Origin of the sequence: Dyadobacter tibetensis Y620-1, assembly GCF_000566685.1 — a bacterium.
In the GTDB taxonomy this organism is placed as follows: Bacteria; Bacteroidota; Bacteroidia; order Cytophagales; family Spirosomataceae; genus Dyadobacter; species Dyadobacter tibetensis.
Window position 1 is genome coordinate 379,509 of sequence record NZ_AZQN01000004.1, and the last position, 15,763, is coordinate 395,271.

At 42.9% G+C, this 15,763-nt stretch carries 17 protein-coding genes; 8 read left to right on the forward strand and 9 right to left on the reverse strand.

The window, feature by feature from the left end:
- Positions 1 to 16 precede the first annotated feature (16 nt).
- From X939_RS0113465 to galE, 4 genes are read right to left on the reverse strand one after another with little or no spacing between them, the layout of a single operon-like run.
- Entirely contained in the window at positions 17 to 658 is a 642-nt protein-coding gene (locus X939_RS0113465) for an O-methyltransferase (RefSeq protein ID WP_025763802.1), read from the reverse strand.
- 34 nt (positions 659 to 692) lie between these two features.
- Positions 693 to 1,559, reverse strand: a complete 867-nt coding sequence (gene rfbA, locus X939_RS0113470; protein WP_025763803.1) for a glucose-1-phosphate thymidylyltransferase RfbA — start codon at positions 1,557 to 1,559, stop codon at positions 693 to 695.
- Between the two features lie 2 nt (positions 1,560 to 1,561).
- Positions 1,562 to 2,617: a dTDP-glucose 4,6-dehydratase gene (gene rfbB, locus X939_RS0113475; RefSeq protein WP_025763804.1), complete on the reverse strand. Its 1,056-nt coding sequence runs from the start codon at positions 2,615 to 2,617 to the stop codon at positions 1,562 to 1,564.
- A complete protein-coding gene (galE, locus tag X939_RS0113480; RefSeq protein ID WP_025763805.1) occupies positions 2,614 to 3,633 on the reverse strand; it encodes a UDP-glucose 4-epimerase GalE in 1,020 nt (339 codons plus the stop codon). Before galE ends, rfbB begins: the two co-directional genes overlap by 4 nt.
- A gap of 213 nt (positions 3,634 to 3,846) precedes the next feature.
- Here galE and X939_RS0113485 point away from each other — a divergent pair, with 213 nt between their 5' ends.
- Complete coding sequence (locus tag X939_RS0113485; protein WP_025763806.1) at positions 3,847 to 4,692, forward strand: transglutaminase-like domain-containing protein; 846 nt, start codon at positions 3,847 to 3,849, stop codon at positions 4,690 to 4,692.
- A 1-nt stretch (position 4,693) separates the two neighbouring features.
- Here X939_RS0113485 and X939_RS0113490 read toward each other — a convergent pair whose 3' ends face one another.
- Complete coding sequence (locus X939_RS0113490) at positions 4,694 to 5,323, reverse strand: 4'-phosphopantetheinyl transferase family protein (protein ID WP_025763807.1); 630 nt, start codon at positions 5,321 to 5,323, stop codon at positions 4,694 to 4,696.
- A gap of 43 nt (positions 5,324 to 5,366) precedes the next feature.
- Here X939_RS0113490 and X939_RS0113495 point away from each other — a divergent pair, with 43 nt between their 5' ends.
- From X939_RS0113495 to folB, 3 genes are all read left to right on the forward strand, one after another.
- A complete protein-coding gene (locus tag X939_RS0113495; RefSeq protein ID WP_025763808.1) occupies positions 5,367 to 6,269 on the forward strand; it encodes a WD40 repeat domain-containing protein in 903 nt (300 codons plus the stop codon).
- 103 nt (positions 6,270 to 6,372) lie between these two features.
- On the forward strand, positions 6,373 to 7,293 hold the full coding sequence (locus X939_RS23335) for a DivIVA domain-containing protein (protein WP_025763809.1): 921 nt from the start codon (positions 6,373 to 6,375) through the stop codon (positions 7,291 to 7,293).
- A gap of 53 nt (positions 7,294 to 7,346) precedes the next feature.
- On the forward strand, positions 7,347 to 7,697 hold the full coding sequence (gene folB / locus X939_RS0113505; protein ID WP_025763810.1) for a dihydroneopterin aldolase: 351 nt from the start codon (positions 7,347 to 7,349) through the stop codon (positions 7,695 to 7,697).
- A gap of 59 nt (positions 7,698 to 7,756) precedes the next feature.
- Here the strand turns inward: folB and X939_RS0113510 are convergent, their stop codons facing one another.
- From X939_RS0113510 to X939_RS0113525, 4 genes are all read right to left on the reverse strand, one after another.
- A complete protein-coding gene (locus X939_RS0113510; RefSeq protein WP_025763811.1) occupies positions 7,757 to 8,065 on the reverse strand; it encodes a rhodanese-like domain-containing protein in 309 nt (102 codons plus the stop codon).
- A 29-nt stretch (positions 8,066 to 8,094) separates the two neighbouring features.
- Complete coding sequence (locus X939_RS0113515) at positions 8,095 to 9,963, reverse strand: T9SS type A sorting domain-containing protein (protein WP_025763812.1); 1,869 nt, start codon at positions 9,961 to 9,963, stop codon at positions 8,095 to 8,097.
- A complete protein-coding gene (locus tag X939_RS0113520; protein ID WP_025763813.1) occupies positions 9,935 to 10,738 on the reverse strand; it encodes a PASTA domain-containing protein in 804 nt (267 codons plus the stop codon). The genes X939_RS0113515 and X939_RS0113520 overlap by 29 nt, the downstream gene beginning before the upstream one ends.
- 67 nt (positions 10,739 to 10,805) lie before the next feature.
- Positions 10,806 to 11,399, reverse strand: coding sequence for a riboflavin synthase (locus X939_RS0113525; protein ID WP_025763814.1), 594 nt, complete (start codon positions 11,397 to 11,399; stop codon positions 10,806 to 10,808).
- Between the two features lie 183 nt (positions 11,400 to 11,582).
- On the opposite strand from X939_RS0113525, the gene hisB reads away from it, so the two are divergent.
- The 4 genes from hisB to X939_RS0113550 all read left to right on the forward strand — a co-directional run bounded on the left by hisB (position 11,583) and on the right by X939_RS0113550 (position 15,746).
- Positions 11,583 to 12,707, forward strand: a complete 1,125-nt coding sequence (gene hisB, locus X939_RS0113530; RefSeq protein ID WP_025763815.1) for a bifunctional histidinol-phosphatase/imidazoleglycerol-phosphate dehydratase HisB — start codon at positions 11,583 to 11,585, stop codon at positions 12,705 to 12,707.
- Positions 12,708 to 13,054: 347 nt separating this feature from the next.
- Positions 13,055 to 13,351: a hypothetical protein gene (locus tag X939_RS0113540; protein WP_131694742.1), complete on the forward strand. Its 297-nt coding sequence runs from the start codon at positions 13,055 to 13,057 to the stop codon at positions 13,349 to 13,351.
- Positions 13,352 to 13,472: 121 nt separating this feature from the next.
- Complete coding sequence (gene can / locus X939_RS0113545; protein ID WP_025763817.1) at positions 13,473 to 14,126, forward strand: carbonate dehydratase; 654 nt, start codon at positions 13,473 to 13,475, stop codon at positions 14,124 to 14,126.
- A gap of 42 nt (positions 14,127 to 14,168) precedes the next feature.
- On the forward strand, positions 14,169 to 15,746 hold the full coding sequence (locus X939_RS0113550) for a SulP family inorganic anion transporter (RefSeq protein ID WP_025763818.1): 1,578 nt from the start codon (positions 14,169 to 14,171) through the stop codon (positions 15,744 to 15,746).
- Positions 15,747 to 15,763 lie beyond the last annotated feature (17 nt).

The following is a 15,763-nucleotide window of genomic DNA, read 5'->3' on the forward strand; positions in this document are numbered from 1 at the left end:
CGAACGGTTTGTGTTACTAAAGTTTTTGTATCATCATCAGCCCGTCGCGCACAGGCAACAGCAGATTCGATACACGCTTGTCTTGCGTAACAAATTGATTAAAGTCTAACAACGCTTGGGTGTCCTTATCTATTTTATCTTTTTTCTCAATTACCTTTCCGCTCCATAGCACATTATCGGCGATAATATAGCCACCCTTTCGTACCATAGGTAGGCAGAGATCGTAATAAGATTGATAGTTGATTTTATCGGCATCAATAAAAACAAGGTCGAAGGTATTCTTTAAAGTGGGGAGGATTTCCAGGGCATTGGCAATACGATAGTCTATCTGACTGGCATAGGCTGACATTTCGACAAAACGGCGTGTCCTGCTTTCCAGTTCTTCATTGATATCGATAGTAATCAATTTTCCGTCAGGACTAAGCCCTTCGGCCATACAAAGGGCTGAATAGCCCGTATAAGTTCCAATTTCTAAGATATTATCAGGACGGATCATCCTGGATATTAGGGATAGCAATCTACCTTGTAGGGGCCCTGAAAGCATCCTCGGGTTCAGTACATGGGCATGAGTATCCCGGTTTAACTGACTTAACAGTTCGCTTTCAGAGTCCGAATGCAACTCACAGTAAGATTCTATTTCATTTAAAATAAACTTCATACAGAAAATTACTATTTAAAACATGAACAAGATTTTAGGAACGAGGCAGAATACTCTCCAAATATGTTCCATAGCCACTTTTCAGAAGCGGTTTTGCAATTTCAATTAGTTGTTCTTCATTGATAAAACCCATTCTATAGGCGATTTCTTCAATGCATCCTACCTTAAGTCCCTGCCGTTCTTCGATTACCTGAACAAACTGACCGGCCTGCATTAAGGATTGGAAGGTTCCCGTATCCAGCCATGCTGTACCACGGTCCAGCACACCTACCTTGAGTTTACCTCTTTCCAGATACACCCGGTTAACATCGGTAATTTCCAATTCGCCACGAGGAGATGGCGGAATAGTCTTGGCGATTTCTACGACATCATTGTCGTAGAAATATAGCCCGGGAACGGCATAATTAGATTTTGGTTTTAAAGGTTTCTCTTCTATTGAAAGCACTTTATTGTCCTGGTCGAAATCCACTACTCCATAACGTTCCGGATCGTGTACCTGATAGGCGAAGATAACACCCCCGTCAGGATTACTATTGGATTGCAATAATTTCGAAAGCCCGGAGCCATAGAATATATTATCGCCCAGAATCAAAGCCACCTTATCATCGCCAATAAACTCCTCACCAATAATAAACGCCTGAGCCAGGCCATCAGGACTTGGCTGAACGGCGTACTCAAAAGTACATCCTAATCTACTACCATCTCCTAATAATTTCTCGAAGTGTGGCAGGTCATGCGGTGTAGAGATGATTAATATTTCTTTGATTCCCGCCAACATGAGAATGGACAAGGGATAATATATCATCGGCTTGTCGTAAACCGGCATAAGTTGCTTACTTACTGCCAGGGTAAGGGGGTGAAGTCTGGTTCCAGATCCACCAGCCAGAATAATTCCTTTCATGATTAACGGTTATCGTACATAGAATCGTAATACTTCTTATAATCACCTGAAGTAACATTGCTAAGCCACTCCTGGTTGTTCAGATACCAGTCCACGGTTCGTTCCAGACCTTCTTCAAACTGCAGAGAAGGTTTCCAGCCTAATTCTTCTGAAAGCTTGGTAGCGTCAATAGCATAACGCAAATCATGACCCGCGCGGTCCGTAACAAAGGTGATGAGTTTTTCGGAATGCCCTTCTGGTCGACCTAGCTTCTGGTCCATTACGCTGCATAACAGTCGTACCAGGTCGATATTGGTCCATTCATTATGGCCACCAATATTATACGTATCTCCATTTTTACCTTCATGGAAAATAACGTCAATGGCAATAGCATGATCTACCACAAACAACCAATCCCTCACATTCTCGCCTTTTCCATACACAGGAAGGGGCTTATTGTTCAGGATATTATGAATGCTCAATGGAATCAACTTTTCGGGAAAGTGATTTGGGCCATAATTATTAGAACAATTAGAAATTACAACGGGCAATTTATAGGTATTATGATAGGCCCGAACAAAATGATCAGAAGATGCCTTCGAAGCTGAATAAGGGGAACGAGGATCATAACTCGTTGTTTCTAAGAAAAATGTGCCAGGGTCATGTAGCTCTCCATACACTTCATCGGTAGATACATGATAGAATCTTCGGCCAGAGAAGTCGCTTCCCCAGGTCTTCCTGGCTGCATTCAGAAGATTGACAGTTCCCACGACATTGGTCATTACGAATGACATAGGGTCGGAAATGGAACGATCCACATGACTCTCTGCTGCCAGGTGCACCACGCCCTGAAAGTCATGTTCAGCAAATAAGTTATCTATAAAAGAAGCGTCTACGATATCTCCCTTCACGAAGGTATAGTTTTCGGCGTCCTCGACATCCCGTAAATTTTCTAAATTACCTGCATAGGTAAGAGCATCCAGGTTATAAATATGGTACTCAGGGTGGTTGGTAACAAAGCGCCGCACCACGTGGGAGCCTATAAAGCCTGCCCCACCTGTAATCAGTATTTTTTTCATTTAGTCTGTGTAATTTTTAATTGCCAATTCCATGCGTCCCGCAACGATTCTGCTAAAGTCTTTTCAGCTTTCCAGTTCATAATCGTATTGACCTTATCCGCCTGAGCATAAATTTTTTCTACATCTCCAGCCCTACGTGGGCCTATATTATAATTCAGTTTGAGATTATTTACAGTCTCAAATGTATTGATCAGGTTCAATACGGTATATCCCTCGCCAGTACCTACATTAAACACATCGTAGTAATTGGAAGCTTCCGTCTGCTCAAGAAGCGACAAAGCCTTTACATGCGCTTTGGCAAGGTCTACCACATGGATAAAGTCGCGAACGCAAGTACCATCGGCCGTATCGTAATCGTCTCCGAATACAGTTAAAGAATCACGAAGGCCAGCGGCTGTCTGGGTGATATAGGGCACCAAATTGCTGGGTACTCCATTGGGGAGCTCACCAATTAACCCGGATTCATGCGCTCCGATGGGATTAAAATAACGAAGTGCAATGGCTTTCACGGAAGGCGCAGCATGGACATGATCCCGGATAATGTCTTCTGCAATCGCTTTGGTATTTCCATATGGAGAGGTTGCCGGGAGCCTTGGCGTGTCTTCAGTCACCGGTAAGCTTTCGGGTTGACCATATACGGTACAAGAAGAAGAAAATACAAAATTTGGCACCTTGTATTCTTGCATCACATTTAGTAAATTGAGCAGAGATACCAGATTATTTTCATAATAAGCAAGTGGTTTCTGCACAGATTCACCAACGGCCTTATAAGCTGCAAAATGAATTACCCCATCGAATTGCTCCTTATCGAACAATTCCCTTAGTTTTTCCAGGTCATTGCAATCATATTCGTAGAAAGGGAAGTCGACTCCTGTAATTTGTTTAATACCGTTGAGTACCGATCGATTTGAATTATAAAGGTTGTCTAGTATGACCGGCTGAAAGCCCGCCTGGTGAAGCTCAACCACGGTATGAGAACCAATAAAGCCGGCCCCTCCTGTCACTAATATTTTCATGTGTAGTGTACTAATTATTTTTTGATTACAAATAAGGAAATAACCATTAAAAACTCAAAAAACAAGGATTTTAACGGGTTCAAAATGGCGACTACACTAGAAAATAAACCCGTTTAAAATTATTTTTTCCGGGCAAAAGTAGAAAATTTGGCGTCGTTAAAAAAATAATGTTTTTATTTATCCGATTGTTAGAAAACGAAGATTTGTGGGAATATGAACAAGAACGAAATAAAAGCACTGATATCACTACTCGATGACGAAGACCTGGAGGTAAGTGAGCATGTAGAAGGAACTATTCTTTCGTTAGGAGGTAATATTATACCCTTACTGGAATCGGAATGGGAAAGAAGCTTTAACCCCACCGTTCAACATCGTATCGAGGAGCTGATACATGAGCTTCAACTGGCGACATTGATGGACCGTCTACAAACCTGGAAAAATGGTGGAGGGGTAGACCTGCTCGAAGGAATGTGGATCATATCTACCTACCTATACCCCGATCAGAGTTTAGAGGAACTATCTGCCTCGGTTGACCAATTATATTATGATATCTGGACTCAGTTTCAGGACCAAATGAATCCTTCGGACCAGATCAAGCGAATCAATAGCATTTTTTTTGGCCCCATGGGTTTCTCGGCAAACACCAAGAACTTTCATTCTCCATCCAATTCTATGGTGAATGTCGTCCTGGAAAACAGGAAGGGTAACCCTATTACCCTCTGCGTGATCTATCTGCTTATTGCCAGAAAATTAAATCTGCCTCTTTACGGTGTGAACTTACCCAATCTGTTTGTACTCACCTACAAAAACGATCAGGTCCAGTTTTACATCAATGTATTCAGCAGAGGAATTGTATTTTCTAAAACCGATATAGATCATTACATCGCCCAGCTCAACATCAAACCCAAGGATATATTCTATCAGCCTTGCAGCAATCTCGAAATAATTCAGCGGGTATTGCGAAATCTATTGATGTCCTATGAAAAAACAGGAGAAAGAGAGAAAATGACGGAGCTAGAAAATATTCTTCGCTCCACCATGGACGACCCGCTTTCCTAAATTAATAAGCGATAGCCATGCAATAATCCTCTATCCACCGCAACTGAATCTGTGCCCGTAGCAAATGATCTTCATCTCGAAGCTCCCCGGTAATGATCTCCGCCTCGATATCGAAGGGAGGTATGTAAATGTTATCCTTAAAACTAATTTTCTTCTTGCCATACAGTTTAAACATCGCCTCCTTGGAGCACCAATAGGCAGCTAGTGCCCGTAAATCCTCATCGGCATGCTCATATTCGTTCCAAGTGAGATACTTTGGTGCTGTCCTGCTGAGTTTGGGATCTAAACGTTCCATATCCACTCCCACCATCTCTTCTCGACCCATGACGACTGCGACATAGTCTTTGGTGTGCGTTAAGGAAATAGGCCGGTCCAGCTCGGTGAGATAAGCCTTGCCGTGCTCATCCTTGTAGGTACCTTTGTAGGGAAGGCCTGTCTGCTCAGCCAGGTGCTGAAGAAGTAATCGACTTGCCAACCACTCCCGTTTTTTTTGAGGATGACTTATCGCCTCCAAATCCTCCATATTATATTTGTTGCGAAGCATACCGCGGAGCTCCATTTCTTCCTCGGTGAGTTTCCAGAGGTAGAGAGTCGTTTGGGAATTGATTTGTTCGGAATGAACGAGGGCCATAGCAATACTGTTTTAAAAAAAACTCCTGTGAAAATACTGAATTATGAATATCCGCAAAATTGATACTTTTTCTGGTCATCGCGATAGTATCTACACCATTATTCCAAAACATAACCCTAGTGAGTTCTACTCGGCCGGTGGAGATGGATTTGTAATCCTCTGGGATTTAGAAAAACCCGATATGGGTAAACTCGTAGCCAAAGCAGGCGTTTCCATCTATGCCCTGGCCCACGATCCCAGCCGTTCCCAACTTTGGATTGGACAGAATTATGAAGGCATACAATTATTGGATACCCAAGAAAATCTAATCATTAAGTCAATCAAAATCACCAACTCCCCAATTTTTGACATCCAACTTACCGAGCAGAAGGCAATCGTTGCATTAGGAGACGGAATCATTGCCGTGATGGATATTGAAAGCTTTTCGGTCCAGAAACATATTAAGGTGAGCAACAAGAGTATCCGGACCATCAGCCTGCGACCCGACCAAAGTGAATTTGCGGCAGGTGACAGCGAAAATAAAATCCATATTTTTGACCTGGATTCCTTTAAACTGAAATATACACTAGCTGCCCATGAAAATTCTGTATTTACCCTGCGCTATAGTCCAGACAATAAATACCTGATTTCCAGTGGACGCGACGCACATATCAAGGTCTGGGATGCCCATCAAAATTATGCTCTGCTCCATGATATTCCTGCACATATGTATGCCGTTAACCATATCACGTACAGCCCTGACCACACCCTCCTTGCTACCGCAAGCATGGATAAGTCCATTAAAATATGGGATGCTCAGTCCTTTAAACTAAAAAAGGTAATAGACAGGGGAAGACATGCGGGCCACGGCACTTCGGTTAATAAATTATTATGGTCTGACTTTGAAAATCAGCTGCTTTCCTGCAGTGACGATCGTAGTATTTCGGTCTGGGAACTACAGCCTTAATATACTTTTCAAAAGGTAATATCAGTTATTACTTTGAAATATGTGATAGTTATCTTTAACTTACACAGCGATTGAATATCCATTATAACGCCGACTTTTTGCCATGAAAATATCAGCTATAGACATACGCAAGCATACTTTTGAAAAAATCTTCAGAGGTTATGATCCCGATGCGGTGGACGCTTTCTTAAATTCTCTTTCACAGGAATGGGAGCGCTACACCAGCGAGAACCGTCAATTAAAAACACAGCTTGAACAAACCGAAAAGGAATTGGCTAAGCTTAAGGACATAGAATCCTCCCTTTTCCGTACCTTAAAAACGGCAGAAGAGACCGGACGGCAAATAGAACGGGAGGCCCTGGAAGAGGCCAATCAAAAAATAGAAATATCCAAGGCCCAGGCCGACGATATGGTTCAGGAGGCCGAGCAGCGCACCCAGCAGATCGTAAAAGATACGGAAATGCGCCTTCAGCAGTTGAAGGAAGATTTTTTACTAGAAATAAAAAATCAGGAAAGAGATTTTAGGGCTATTGAAAATTACCGGGACAATCTGATCGTCCAACTGTCATCATTGGCCAATAATACTATGGAAACGGTTGAACGTTTCGAACAGAAATATGATAAAGAGTCGGTAATATCGAAGCTGGAGGATATAAAGAAGCATGTCGCTACCGTGGTTATCCCCTCTAAAGAGGAGTTGCCAGTAGCAGAGGGGGAAGGCTTGCCTGAACCTTTGCCAGTCTCCGACCTTGATCCGCCTTTGTTGGCACTTACGGAGGAAGGTCAAAAAGAGGCTTTTTCAAATGGAACCGAGGCAGATGATCATAAAGCCCAGGATATTGTAGAAGCAGTGGCCGCGCAGCCTGTTCCTCCTTCTGAACCAGATTCGGCTGAGATGGAAAATAAGTCCGACTCTCAGTCAGTAATCCCTGAGGAGGACCGGCAGGGTCAGAACAAATTCAGGAATCCAGAACCCATCCCCCCGAAGGAACAAAGCGGAGGCTCCTTCTTTGACCAAATTTAATTAAGCTAACACCATAGGCACTGCTTTATGAGCAGGGCCACAAAACAGATCACTTGGGAACGATTACCTTAGAAGGACTGGAGTTTTTTGCCTACCATGGCTACTACCCTGAAGAACAAAGAATTGGCAATAAATATGCCCTCGACATTAGTATAGAAACTGACCTAATGCTCGCCGCCGAGCAGGATAAGCTCAGCGAAACAGTCAATTATGAAACGCTGTACAGCATCGCTGTCACTGTAATGAAAGAACCTGCTCATCTCTTGGAACATATTGCCCACAAGGTAATTATAAGTATAAGGGAGAAATATCCTGACGTAAAAAAAGTAATCGTAAAGGTCTCCAAGTTCAATCCTCCTGTGGGAGGAGTATGCACCAGAGCTGCGATTACAATGGAGGGATAATGCCATCCATAATTTTGCTTCCGATAGTGTGTATGTAAACCTATCGGAAGCAAAATTATTTAATCTTCTAACTCTTCCATCTCCCGATAGGCAAGTATTCCTCCTAATACGTTACGTACATTGGAAAACCCCTGACTTCTCAAGTAAGCTGCGGCCTTTCCACTCCTTGCTCCTGAGCGGCAATGAATGATGATTTCCTCATCTTTTATCGCCGATAACTCGGGCACATGATCCGGTATCTCGCCCAAGGGTATCAACTCTGCCCCCAGATTATCTTCTTCATATTCATGCTCTTCACGAACATCATAAAAATGCAGTTTTTCACCCTTGTCCAGGCGCTCCTTTAATTCCTCTACCGTAATATCCATGGTCGATTATTTTTTTGTTCTAAAATATATTATTGCTTCAATATTTTCTGCACGTAAATTCCTTTGGCATGGTAACATTTAAAGTAATACATGCCGGCCGATAGTTCCTTAAAGTCTAAAAAATCTCCGGTTCTCATTGCTCCATTACCCCCTACCCTTCTTCCTGTGCTATCATATATTTCGATCGCATCGAGGGAATCACCCTTCCATTGCAACAAACCAGGTGCAGGATTGGGATAAAAGTAACCTACCGACTCAGTAGCTTTTACCCCCGTTATTAGCTCTGCTCCGGACCTTGCCAGAAAGGGGCGGAGCATAATACTTCCTCTTAAATTATCAGCCGCAACCCAACTGTTTCCCAAATTGTACAAGACTTGTTTGGCACCATAAACCGAGTTCAGATCATAACCCACGGTTAATGGTTGTTCGCTCACCTGTAACCAGCCCACATAAAAAGTATCCGTTACTGCAATTGCTTTTGAAAAAGCATATTCTTTTAACGCCTGTTCATTTCCGGAGTAGCTGGCCGGAAATGCCTGCTGCGCGAGTAGTACATCAGGTCGCCCTCCTTTATTGCTCCATAGCTGTAGGGTAAAACTGAGTCCTGCTACATTTTTGTTAAATGGCAAAATAGACATACGCACCCCACCTATAGTGTCTGGATGCGCCAAAACATAACGTACGGCTACACGACCCAATTTTTGGTTTACCTGTATTCCGTATTCCGCCGACCCATCGTCATAGGCAAAGAAATCACTCAACTCCGCCGTGGCACTTAATGTATCATTTCGCGTCAGATCTATACTAGGGATGCTGGGGTTTTGATTGTCACTGGTCTCCAACTTAAAACTATATTTTATTCGAAGAGCCGTATCGCTTAACATAGGCTCAACAGGCCTTAATTTCGCTCTTTTGTTTAAGGTTTGAAGGGGGCCAATATAGGATGATCCCTCCTGGTCCCCAGCAAACTGTTTCCCCGAAAGTTCATCTCGAACCTGCAAAGTCCAGGCCGTACGGTTTTCGTTATTATATAAATTTCGAATTTCAGCGCTGATCTCTTTCTCGGTAAAACGGGAAGGATCGACCCGATAATGAGAAAGAGGCATAGCCCTATAATTTTTTAAAAATGCGCTTAATGGATGAGTAAGAGCCAAGTCTCGAATATAAATATCCTTTAGGGACCTTTTGCTATTGAGATACAAGTAATCGATATGCCACATATCATAGGCTCCTGAACTTCTGCCAAAGGTCCTAAACCGAAATCTAAAATTGGCATGCATCCACCGATCTTCTTTAATAGCTATGAATTGATGATGGAATACATGATCAGTTTGGTAGCCCGACTGTTTCCATACGATATGCCATTGTAAATCTTTGTCCAGAAATTCTAGCTGGATATAATCACTGGAATCGGGTTTTTCAATCAGTTCACCACTTTGCCAATAATAACTGAGATAAATTGAATCGGACGCATGTTTTGCACTCAGATTGATGGGCAGACAGCTAAGCGTATCGGTGAAACCTTGAACGAGTGGGTTCGTAAAATTATAGGGAGCTCCGTTGGCATTTAATCCGTCAAAAGTAGCCACGTTGATAGAAGGCTGCCCTGTGGTCAGGGTATTATTGATCCTCACGCCACTTCCAGATTGCCATAGTTGGGAATGGGGACGGCCATCTACAGCCATAGAGAAGTCATCAAAAAAAGGCAAATCAATTCCTTGCTGACGCTGGGCCCCGGGAGTGTCTGCTAGGGGAATCTCCACCGACTGGGAGGTAGGAAAGCCGATGGGTACCAACTTTATCTGTGCAAACACAGAAGGTAAATTGGTACCCATGATTAGGAAGAGGAATACAATAACGATTGCATTCTTAAAATTGCAGGCCTTGAGGTTCTTCATTCGATTCGGTTTCAGGGGCGGAAGGAGTCACCCATAGGTCTATCACATCTCCGATTCTCACTTTGGTATCACCATCCGGATTTTGTTTTACCACCACTCCAGCTGCCTGCCCTTCTTCCGCTTGCACCTGCATAAGCTGCCCTACCTTTAAGCCAGCGCCAACGATCACAATCTTTGCTTCGTCCAAAGGCATATCCAATACGGATGGAGCGTTAAATTGAGCGGTACCTAATCCTTCACCAAGAACCAGGTCAATTCTGGATCCTTTGGCTACCGGTTGCCCCGGAAGAATCTCTTTTCCATTATATAATTGTTTTAATACGGCATTCTGAGCCATATCTGGCTCATATGTAATAGTGCCTTCCACCAGTCCTACGCTTTTCAGGTACATTTGCGCACTTTGATGTGTCATGTCCGTAAGCTTTGGCATTTTAATTAAAGGGGCCGTGTTCGACACCACGGTCACATATATCTTACGACCTTCTTTTACCTTGGAGCCAGGGGCTGGGTACTGCGACAATATGGTAAGGGCGGGCACATTGGCCACAAAAGTACAATCGCTGACCTCATAGCGCAGGTCTCGACTGTCCAGGAAAGCATCCAGCTCTACCACCTTCTTATTCTTAAGGTCCGGAACGGTAATAGATTCCCCATGGTTGGTAGTAAAAGGGAGATATAAGAAGAAAAAGCCCAGAAAAAATACAAGAACCAGTGCAATAATTATGCCTATATGGATCAATAAATCTGAACGTGATTGGGTGCTAATTTTTGTCATGTACGGTTGATACAATATCGTTTATAAGTTGGTAAAAATAAACGGAATATTTCAGGATGCCAATAGACTAGGGCTGATAACCCGTTAGAATTCGTTTAATATATTTGCCTAGAACGTCGAATTCCAAATTTACCTGGTCGCCTACCTCCACAGTTGAAAAGTTGGTAAAGTCGTAAGTATAAGGAATAATGGTGACTCTAAATGAGTCAGGGGCTGAATTAAAAACGGTAAGACTTACACCATTAATACTAATAGATCCTTTTTCCACGGTCACGTTTCCAAACGTAGGGTCGTAACTAAAATCGAACAACCAGCTTCCGTCCCGTTCTTCCTTATAGATACAAGTGCCGATTTGGTCTACATGTCCCTGAACAATATGGCCATCAAAACGGCCATTGGCCGGCATACATCTCTCAAGATTGATGATATCCCCAATCTTCCACTCATTCAAATTCGTTTTCCTCAGCGTTTCCTCCACTGCCGTTACCGTGTAGTGGTCGGGCTGACATGCTACTACAGTCAGACAGACGCCATTATGGCTTACACTCTGATCGATCTTAAGCTCCGATGCCAGGTCTGCCTGAATGGTGAAACTAGTGTTGCTGCCTTCTAGCTGGCAGTGCACTACCCTGCCGGTTGCCTCTATTATTCCTGTAAACATAGGACTATCTTGTTTTAAAAAAAGCGATTATGTTAAGCTAACTGGGTTTTGATAAATCAAATTCCATTCAAAAAAGTAAATAAAGGCCGAAAAGACTTTCCAATCCGGCATAGTTTACGAAATTTGAGCAAAATTAGGGAATGCAATTGTCTTGACTCAATAAAATTTCAATATTACTACCAAATGAAGAAGGTGTTGTTTATAGATCGTGATGGTACTATCATTGTAGAGCCACCGATCGACTTTCAGGTCGACTCTCTTGAAAAGTTGGCCTTTTTACCCGGAGCCATTTCGAATCTGAGGAAAATTGCGGAAGAAACCGACTACGAACTCGTGATGGTTACCAACCAAGATGGTCTGGGAACCGACTCCTTTCCGGAAGACACTTTCTGGCCTGCCCAAAATAAAATGCTGGCCATCCTAGAAGGTGAGGGTATTCAGTTCACCAAGATTCATGTAGACCGAAGCTTTCCAGAACAAAACCTCCCTTCCCGAAAACCAGGGACGGCCATGCTCACTGAATATTTCAGCGACGAATATGACCTGGCCAATAGCTACGTGATTGGGGACCGTCTGACCGATGTGCAGTTGGCGGTAAACCTAGGCTCCAAAGCTATCTACTTAGCCTCCGACGAACAAGCCCGACAGTGCGACCCTGAACTGACCCCACACCTTAGCTTTGTATCCACTGACTGGAATGCTATCTATGAACATTTAAAGCTACCCTCCCGCATCGCCGTGGTACAGCGCGAAACAAAAGAGACAGAAATTAGTATCGAACTCAATTTGGATGGAAGCGGGCTGTCGGACATACATACCGGCCTAGGATTCTTCGATCATATGCTGGACCAACTCGCTCGACACTCCGGAGCAGACTTAAAAATCAGGGTAAAAGGAGATCTACATATTGATGAGCACCATACCATCGAAGATACTGCACTGGCGCTTGGCGAAGCATACAAAAAGGCTTTAGGTGATAAGCGCGGCATTAGTCGCTACGGCTATCTATTACCAATGGACGAGGCTCTGGCACAGGTGGCCATAGATTTTTCAGGTCGACCATGGATGGTGTGGGATGCAGAGTTTAAAAGAGAGCGTATTGGAGAGATGCCTACCGAAATGTTTCATCACTTCTTTAAGTCCTTCTCGGATACTTCGCTTTCAAACTTAAATATTAAGGTGGAAGGTGATAATGAACATCATAAAATCGAAGCCATCTTTAAAGCCTTTGCAAAAGCGATTAAAATGGCCGTGAAACGGGATTTGAAGGCCCTTGACGTCTTACCCTCTACAAAAGGTGTTTTGTAAGATTTTTTTTATCAATGTGAACTCCCATTTCACGTTTTTTACCTAAATTTGCCCTTATTGAATACGAAAACCGGATAGTTTATGTATATGACCATTATCATGATCGCCTTTTATGTAGTGTTATTGACCTCTGCTTTTCTTGTAGGGCGATGGCTGGAAAACCACGAAAAAGGGTGGAAAGCATAATATTTTATTAAAGGTTGTATACTTACAACCTTTTTTTTGTGGGTCATTTATAATGATTCGTTAATTAAAACTTATAAGTCTAAAGCGCAATAATATTTGCATTTGGAACGTTTTGTTGCTATTTTGAGTTGAAAAATAGTAAAAGACAGAATTCTATACCCTTGAAAAATATACTCATCATATTCATAACCTTGACTTTTCTATGCTCCTATACGGGCATTAGTCAACAATTGCTTTCTATGAGCAAGGTGAGTATGCTTTGTGAGTCTGATAATTGTGAGAGCGAGACCATTGAAAATCAGCAACTCATGGAGGACGATCATATTATTGGTTTCTCCATTGATTTTTTCAACTACCTCTCTGCTCCTGTCAACAATTTTTTACCCTTTCATTATCGAGTGAGCTTCAATAAGGAAGTTCATCGCGTGATGCATTATCCCCCGCCGGAGCTGGGCTAAATATTTTTATTAAAATTACTCTTCGACAGTGAACCGCCGTACCAACAGGGTTAGGACGGAAATAATGCCACTATGTCAAGATTTTGTTAAATTATTTAGTCAATGAAAATTCGTTTTTCCTATGGATCGCTCCTATAATAAGCTTTTTGAAAATAATGTTAAATGGGTGGCAGAAACTACTGCTGCTAATAAGGACTTCTTTACCGACCTGGCAAACGGTCAAAAACCTGAGTTCCTCTGGATAGGCTGTTCCGATAGTCGGGTTCCCGCCAACCAGATTACCGGCACCAACCCGGGAGAGATATTTGTTCACCGTAATATTGCCAATATGGTCGTGCATACGGATATGAACCTCCTGAGTGTAATTGATTATTCGGTAAACGTACTGGGAGTTAAACATATAATGGTTGTTGGCCATTATGGCTGTGGTGGTGTTAAAGCCGCTATGGGAAATGCTCAGGTAGGGCTTATCGACAACTGGTTACGCCATATCAAAGATGTGTACCGACTTCATGAGAAAGAGCTCGACTCAATCATTGATGAGGATCTTCGCGCCGACCGATTGGTAGAACTCAACGTGATCGAGCAGGTATATAATTTGGGTAAAACATCCATTGTTCAAAATGCCTGGTCAAATAATAAACCCTTGCAGCTTCATGGTATTGTTTATGATATCAAAAATGGCCTTATGAAAGATTTGAAAGTATCGGCAGACGATAACTCTCATATCCGTTCAGTATATCGTCTAAACCCAACATCCCGGAACGCCTCTTAATCAAGCCTCATCAGTTAGGAAATCAAAGAATACAATCGTTTTATGTCAAAATCTCATAATAATATATTTGCCAATTTAAAATACGATCTTCCAGCGGGTCTGGTCGTATACCTGGTCGCATTACCCCTATGTTTAGGTGTAGCCTTAGCTTCCACAGGTCGTTCCGACCTGCTTTTCTCCGGTATTATTGCCGGGTTTGTAGGCGGTATCGTGGTAGGATCATTAAGCGGGTCTTCCCTTGGTGTATCTGGGCCCGCGGCAGGTCTGGTGGTAATTGTACTGGGCGCCTTAGAAACCTTGGGCAGCTTTGAGGCTTTCCTGCTCGCCGTCGTCTTTGCCGGCGTCATACAGGTAGTTGCAGGCCTTCTGAAAGCGGGTATAGTAGGTTACTATTTTCCCTCATCCGTTATTAAGGGGATGCTCGCCGCCATTGGTATAACCCTAATTTTGAAGGAAATTCCACATGCCTTTGGATATGATGTGGATTATATGGGCGACCAGACTTTCGAACAGAGTGATGGCCAGAATACTTTTACCGAGCTAATTGCCGCCATGGATCATATTAGTATAGGAGCCATTATTATTTCAGTGGTCTCACTTGGGCTATTGATCCTTTTTGATAGACCCTTCATGAAGCGCATTCAGCTCTTCCGCTTCCTGCCAGGTGCGTTATTTGTAGTCCTTACGGGCGTATTACTAAATTTCCTTTTTGGAATGTTCGCACCAGAACTTGTTTTAGCTGGCGACCATCTGGTTCAACTCCCCGTAGCAGGAAATATTAACGAATTCTTTAGCTTCTTTAAAACACCTGATTTCTCGGCATTCAACAATCCCCAGGTATATACCGTGGCTATTACTCTTGCTATTGTAGCCAGTCTGGAAACCTTGCTTTCTGTGGAGGCGACCGATAAACTTGATCCTTATAAAAGAAGTACGCCTACTAACCGGGAGCTAATAGCCCAGGGAATAGGGAACATGACGTCCGGACTCATTGGAGGGTTGCCTATTACACAGGTGATCGTACGTAGTTCGGCAAATGTTGATTCGGGCGGACGTTCTAAAATGTCTACTATCTTCCATGGTAGTATCCTGCTACTTTCAGCCCTGCTAATTCCTGTATTGCTCAACTATATTCCTTTGGCGTCTCTGGCGGCTATCCTTTTGATAGTTGGATACAAACTTTCGAAAATTGCCCTTTATAAATCTATGTTCAAACTGGGTAAAGAACAGTTTATACCATTCATTGTAACAGTTATCGCTATTCTTCTAACGGACTTGCTCAAAGGGATTGGTATTGGTATGGTTGTAGCCATTTATTTCATCCTGCGCAAAAACTTTCAGCATTCGTATCATTACGAGAAACAGGCGCATCAGGAAGGAGAAGTCATTAAACTCACTCTATCCGAAGAAGTCACCTTCCTCAATAAAGGAAGCATCAACGATACGCTGACCAATTTACCCGCTGGCTCTACCGTGATGATCGATGGCAGTAAGTCGGTAAATATTGATTATGACGTCTTGGAGATTATTCAAAATTTCCGGAACCATACTGCACCTTTGAAAAATATCACCGTGCTCACGCAAGGCATAGACGAGGTAGCCAGTACAGGCGGTCATTAATCCTCGGACGATAGATA

Bases quoted from the DNA above. Each gene is read 5' to 3' on its own strand.
- X939_RS0113465 (WP_025763802.1), bottom strand. From the start codon at position 658: ATGAAGTTTATTTTAAATGAAATAGAATCTTACTGTGAGTTGCATTCG.
- rfbA (WP_025763803.1), bottom strand. From the start codon at position 1,559: ATGAAAGGAATTATTCTGGCTGGTGGATCTGGAACCAGACTTCACCCC.
- rfbB (WP_025763804.1), bottom strand. From the start codon at position 2,617: ATGAAAAAAATACTGATTACAGGTGGGGCAGGCTTTATAGGCTCCCAC.
- galE (WP_025763805.1), bottom strand. From the start codon at position 3,633: ATGAAAATATTAGTGACAGGAGGGGCCGGCTTTATTGGTTCTCATACC.
- X939_RS0113485 (WP_025763806.1), top strand. From the start codon at position 3,847: ATGAACAAGAACGAAATAAAAGCACTGATATCACTACTCGATGACGAA.
- X939_RS0113490 (WP_025763807.1), bottom strand. From the start codon at position 5,323: ATGGCCCTCGTTCATTCCGAACAAATCAATTCCCAAACGACTCTCTAC.
- X939_RS0113495 (WP_025763808.1), top strand. From the start codon at position 5,367: ATGAATATCCGCAAAATTGATACTTTTTCTGGTCATCGCGATAGTATC.
- X939_RS23335 (WP_025763809.1), top strand. From the start codon at position 6,373: ATGAAAATATCAGCTATAGACATACGCAAGCATACTTTTGAAAAAATC.
- X939_RS0113510 (WP_025763811.1), bottom strand. From the start codon at position 8,065: ATGGATATTACGGTAGAGGAATTAAAGGAGCGCCTGGACAAGGGTGAA.
- X939_RS0113515 (WP_025763812.1), bottom strand. From the start codon at position 9,963: ATGAAGAACCTCAAGGCCTGCAATTTTAAGAATGCAATCGTTATTGTA.
- X939_RS0113520 (WP_025763813.1), bottom strand. From the start codon at position 10,738: ATGACAAAAATTAGCACCCAATCACGTTCAGATTTATTGATCCATATA.
- X939_RS0113525 (WP_025763814.1), bottom strand. From the start codon at position 11,399: ATGTTTACAGGAATAATAGAGGCAACCGGCAGGGTAGTGCACTGCCAG.
- hisB (WP_025763815.1), top strand. From the start codon at position 11,583: ATGAAGAAGGTGTTGTTTATAGATCGTGATGGTACTATCATTGTAGAG.
- can (WP_025763817.1), top strand. From the start codon at position 13,473: ATGGATCGCTCCTATAATAAGCTTTTTGAAAATAATGTTAAATGGGTG.
- X939_RS0113550 (WP_025763818.1), top strand. From the start codon at position 14,169: ATGTCAAAATCTCATAATAATATATTTGCCAATTTAAAATACGATCTT.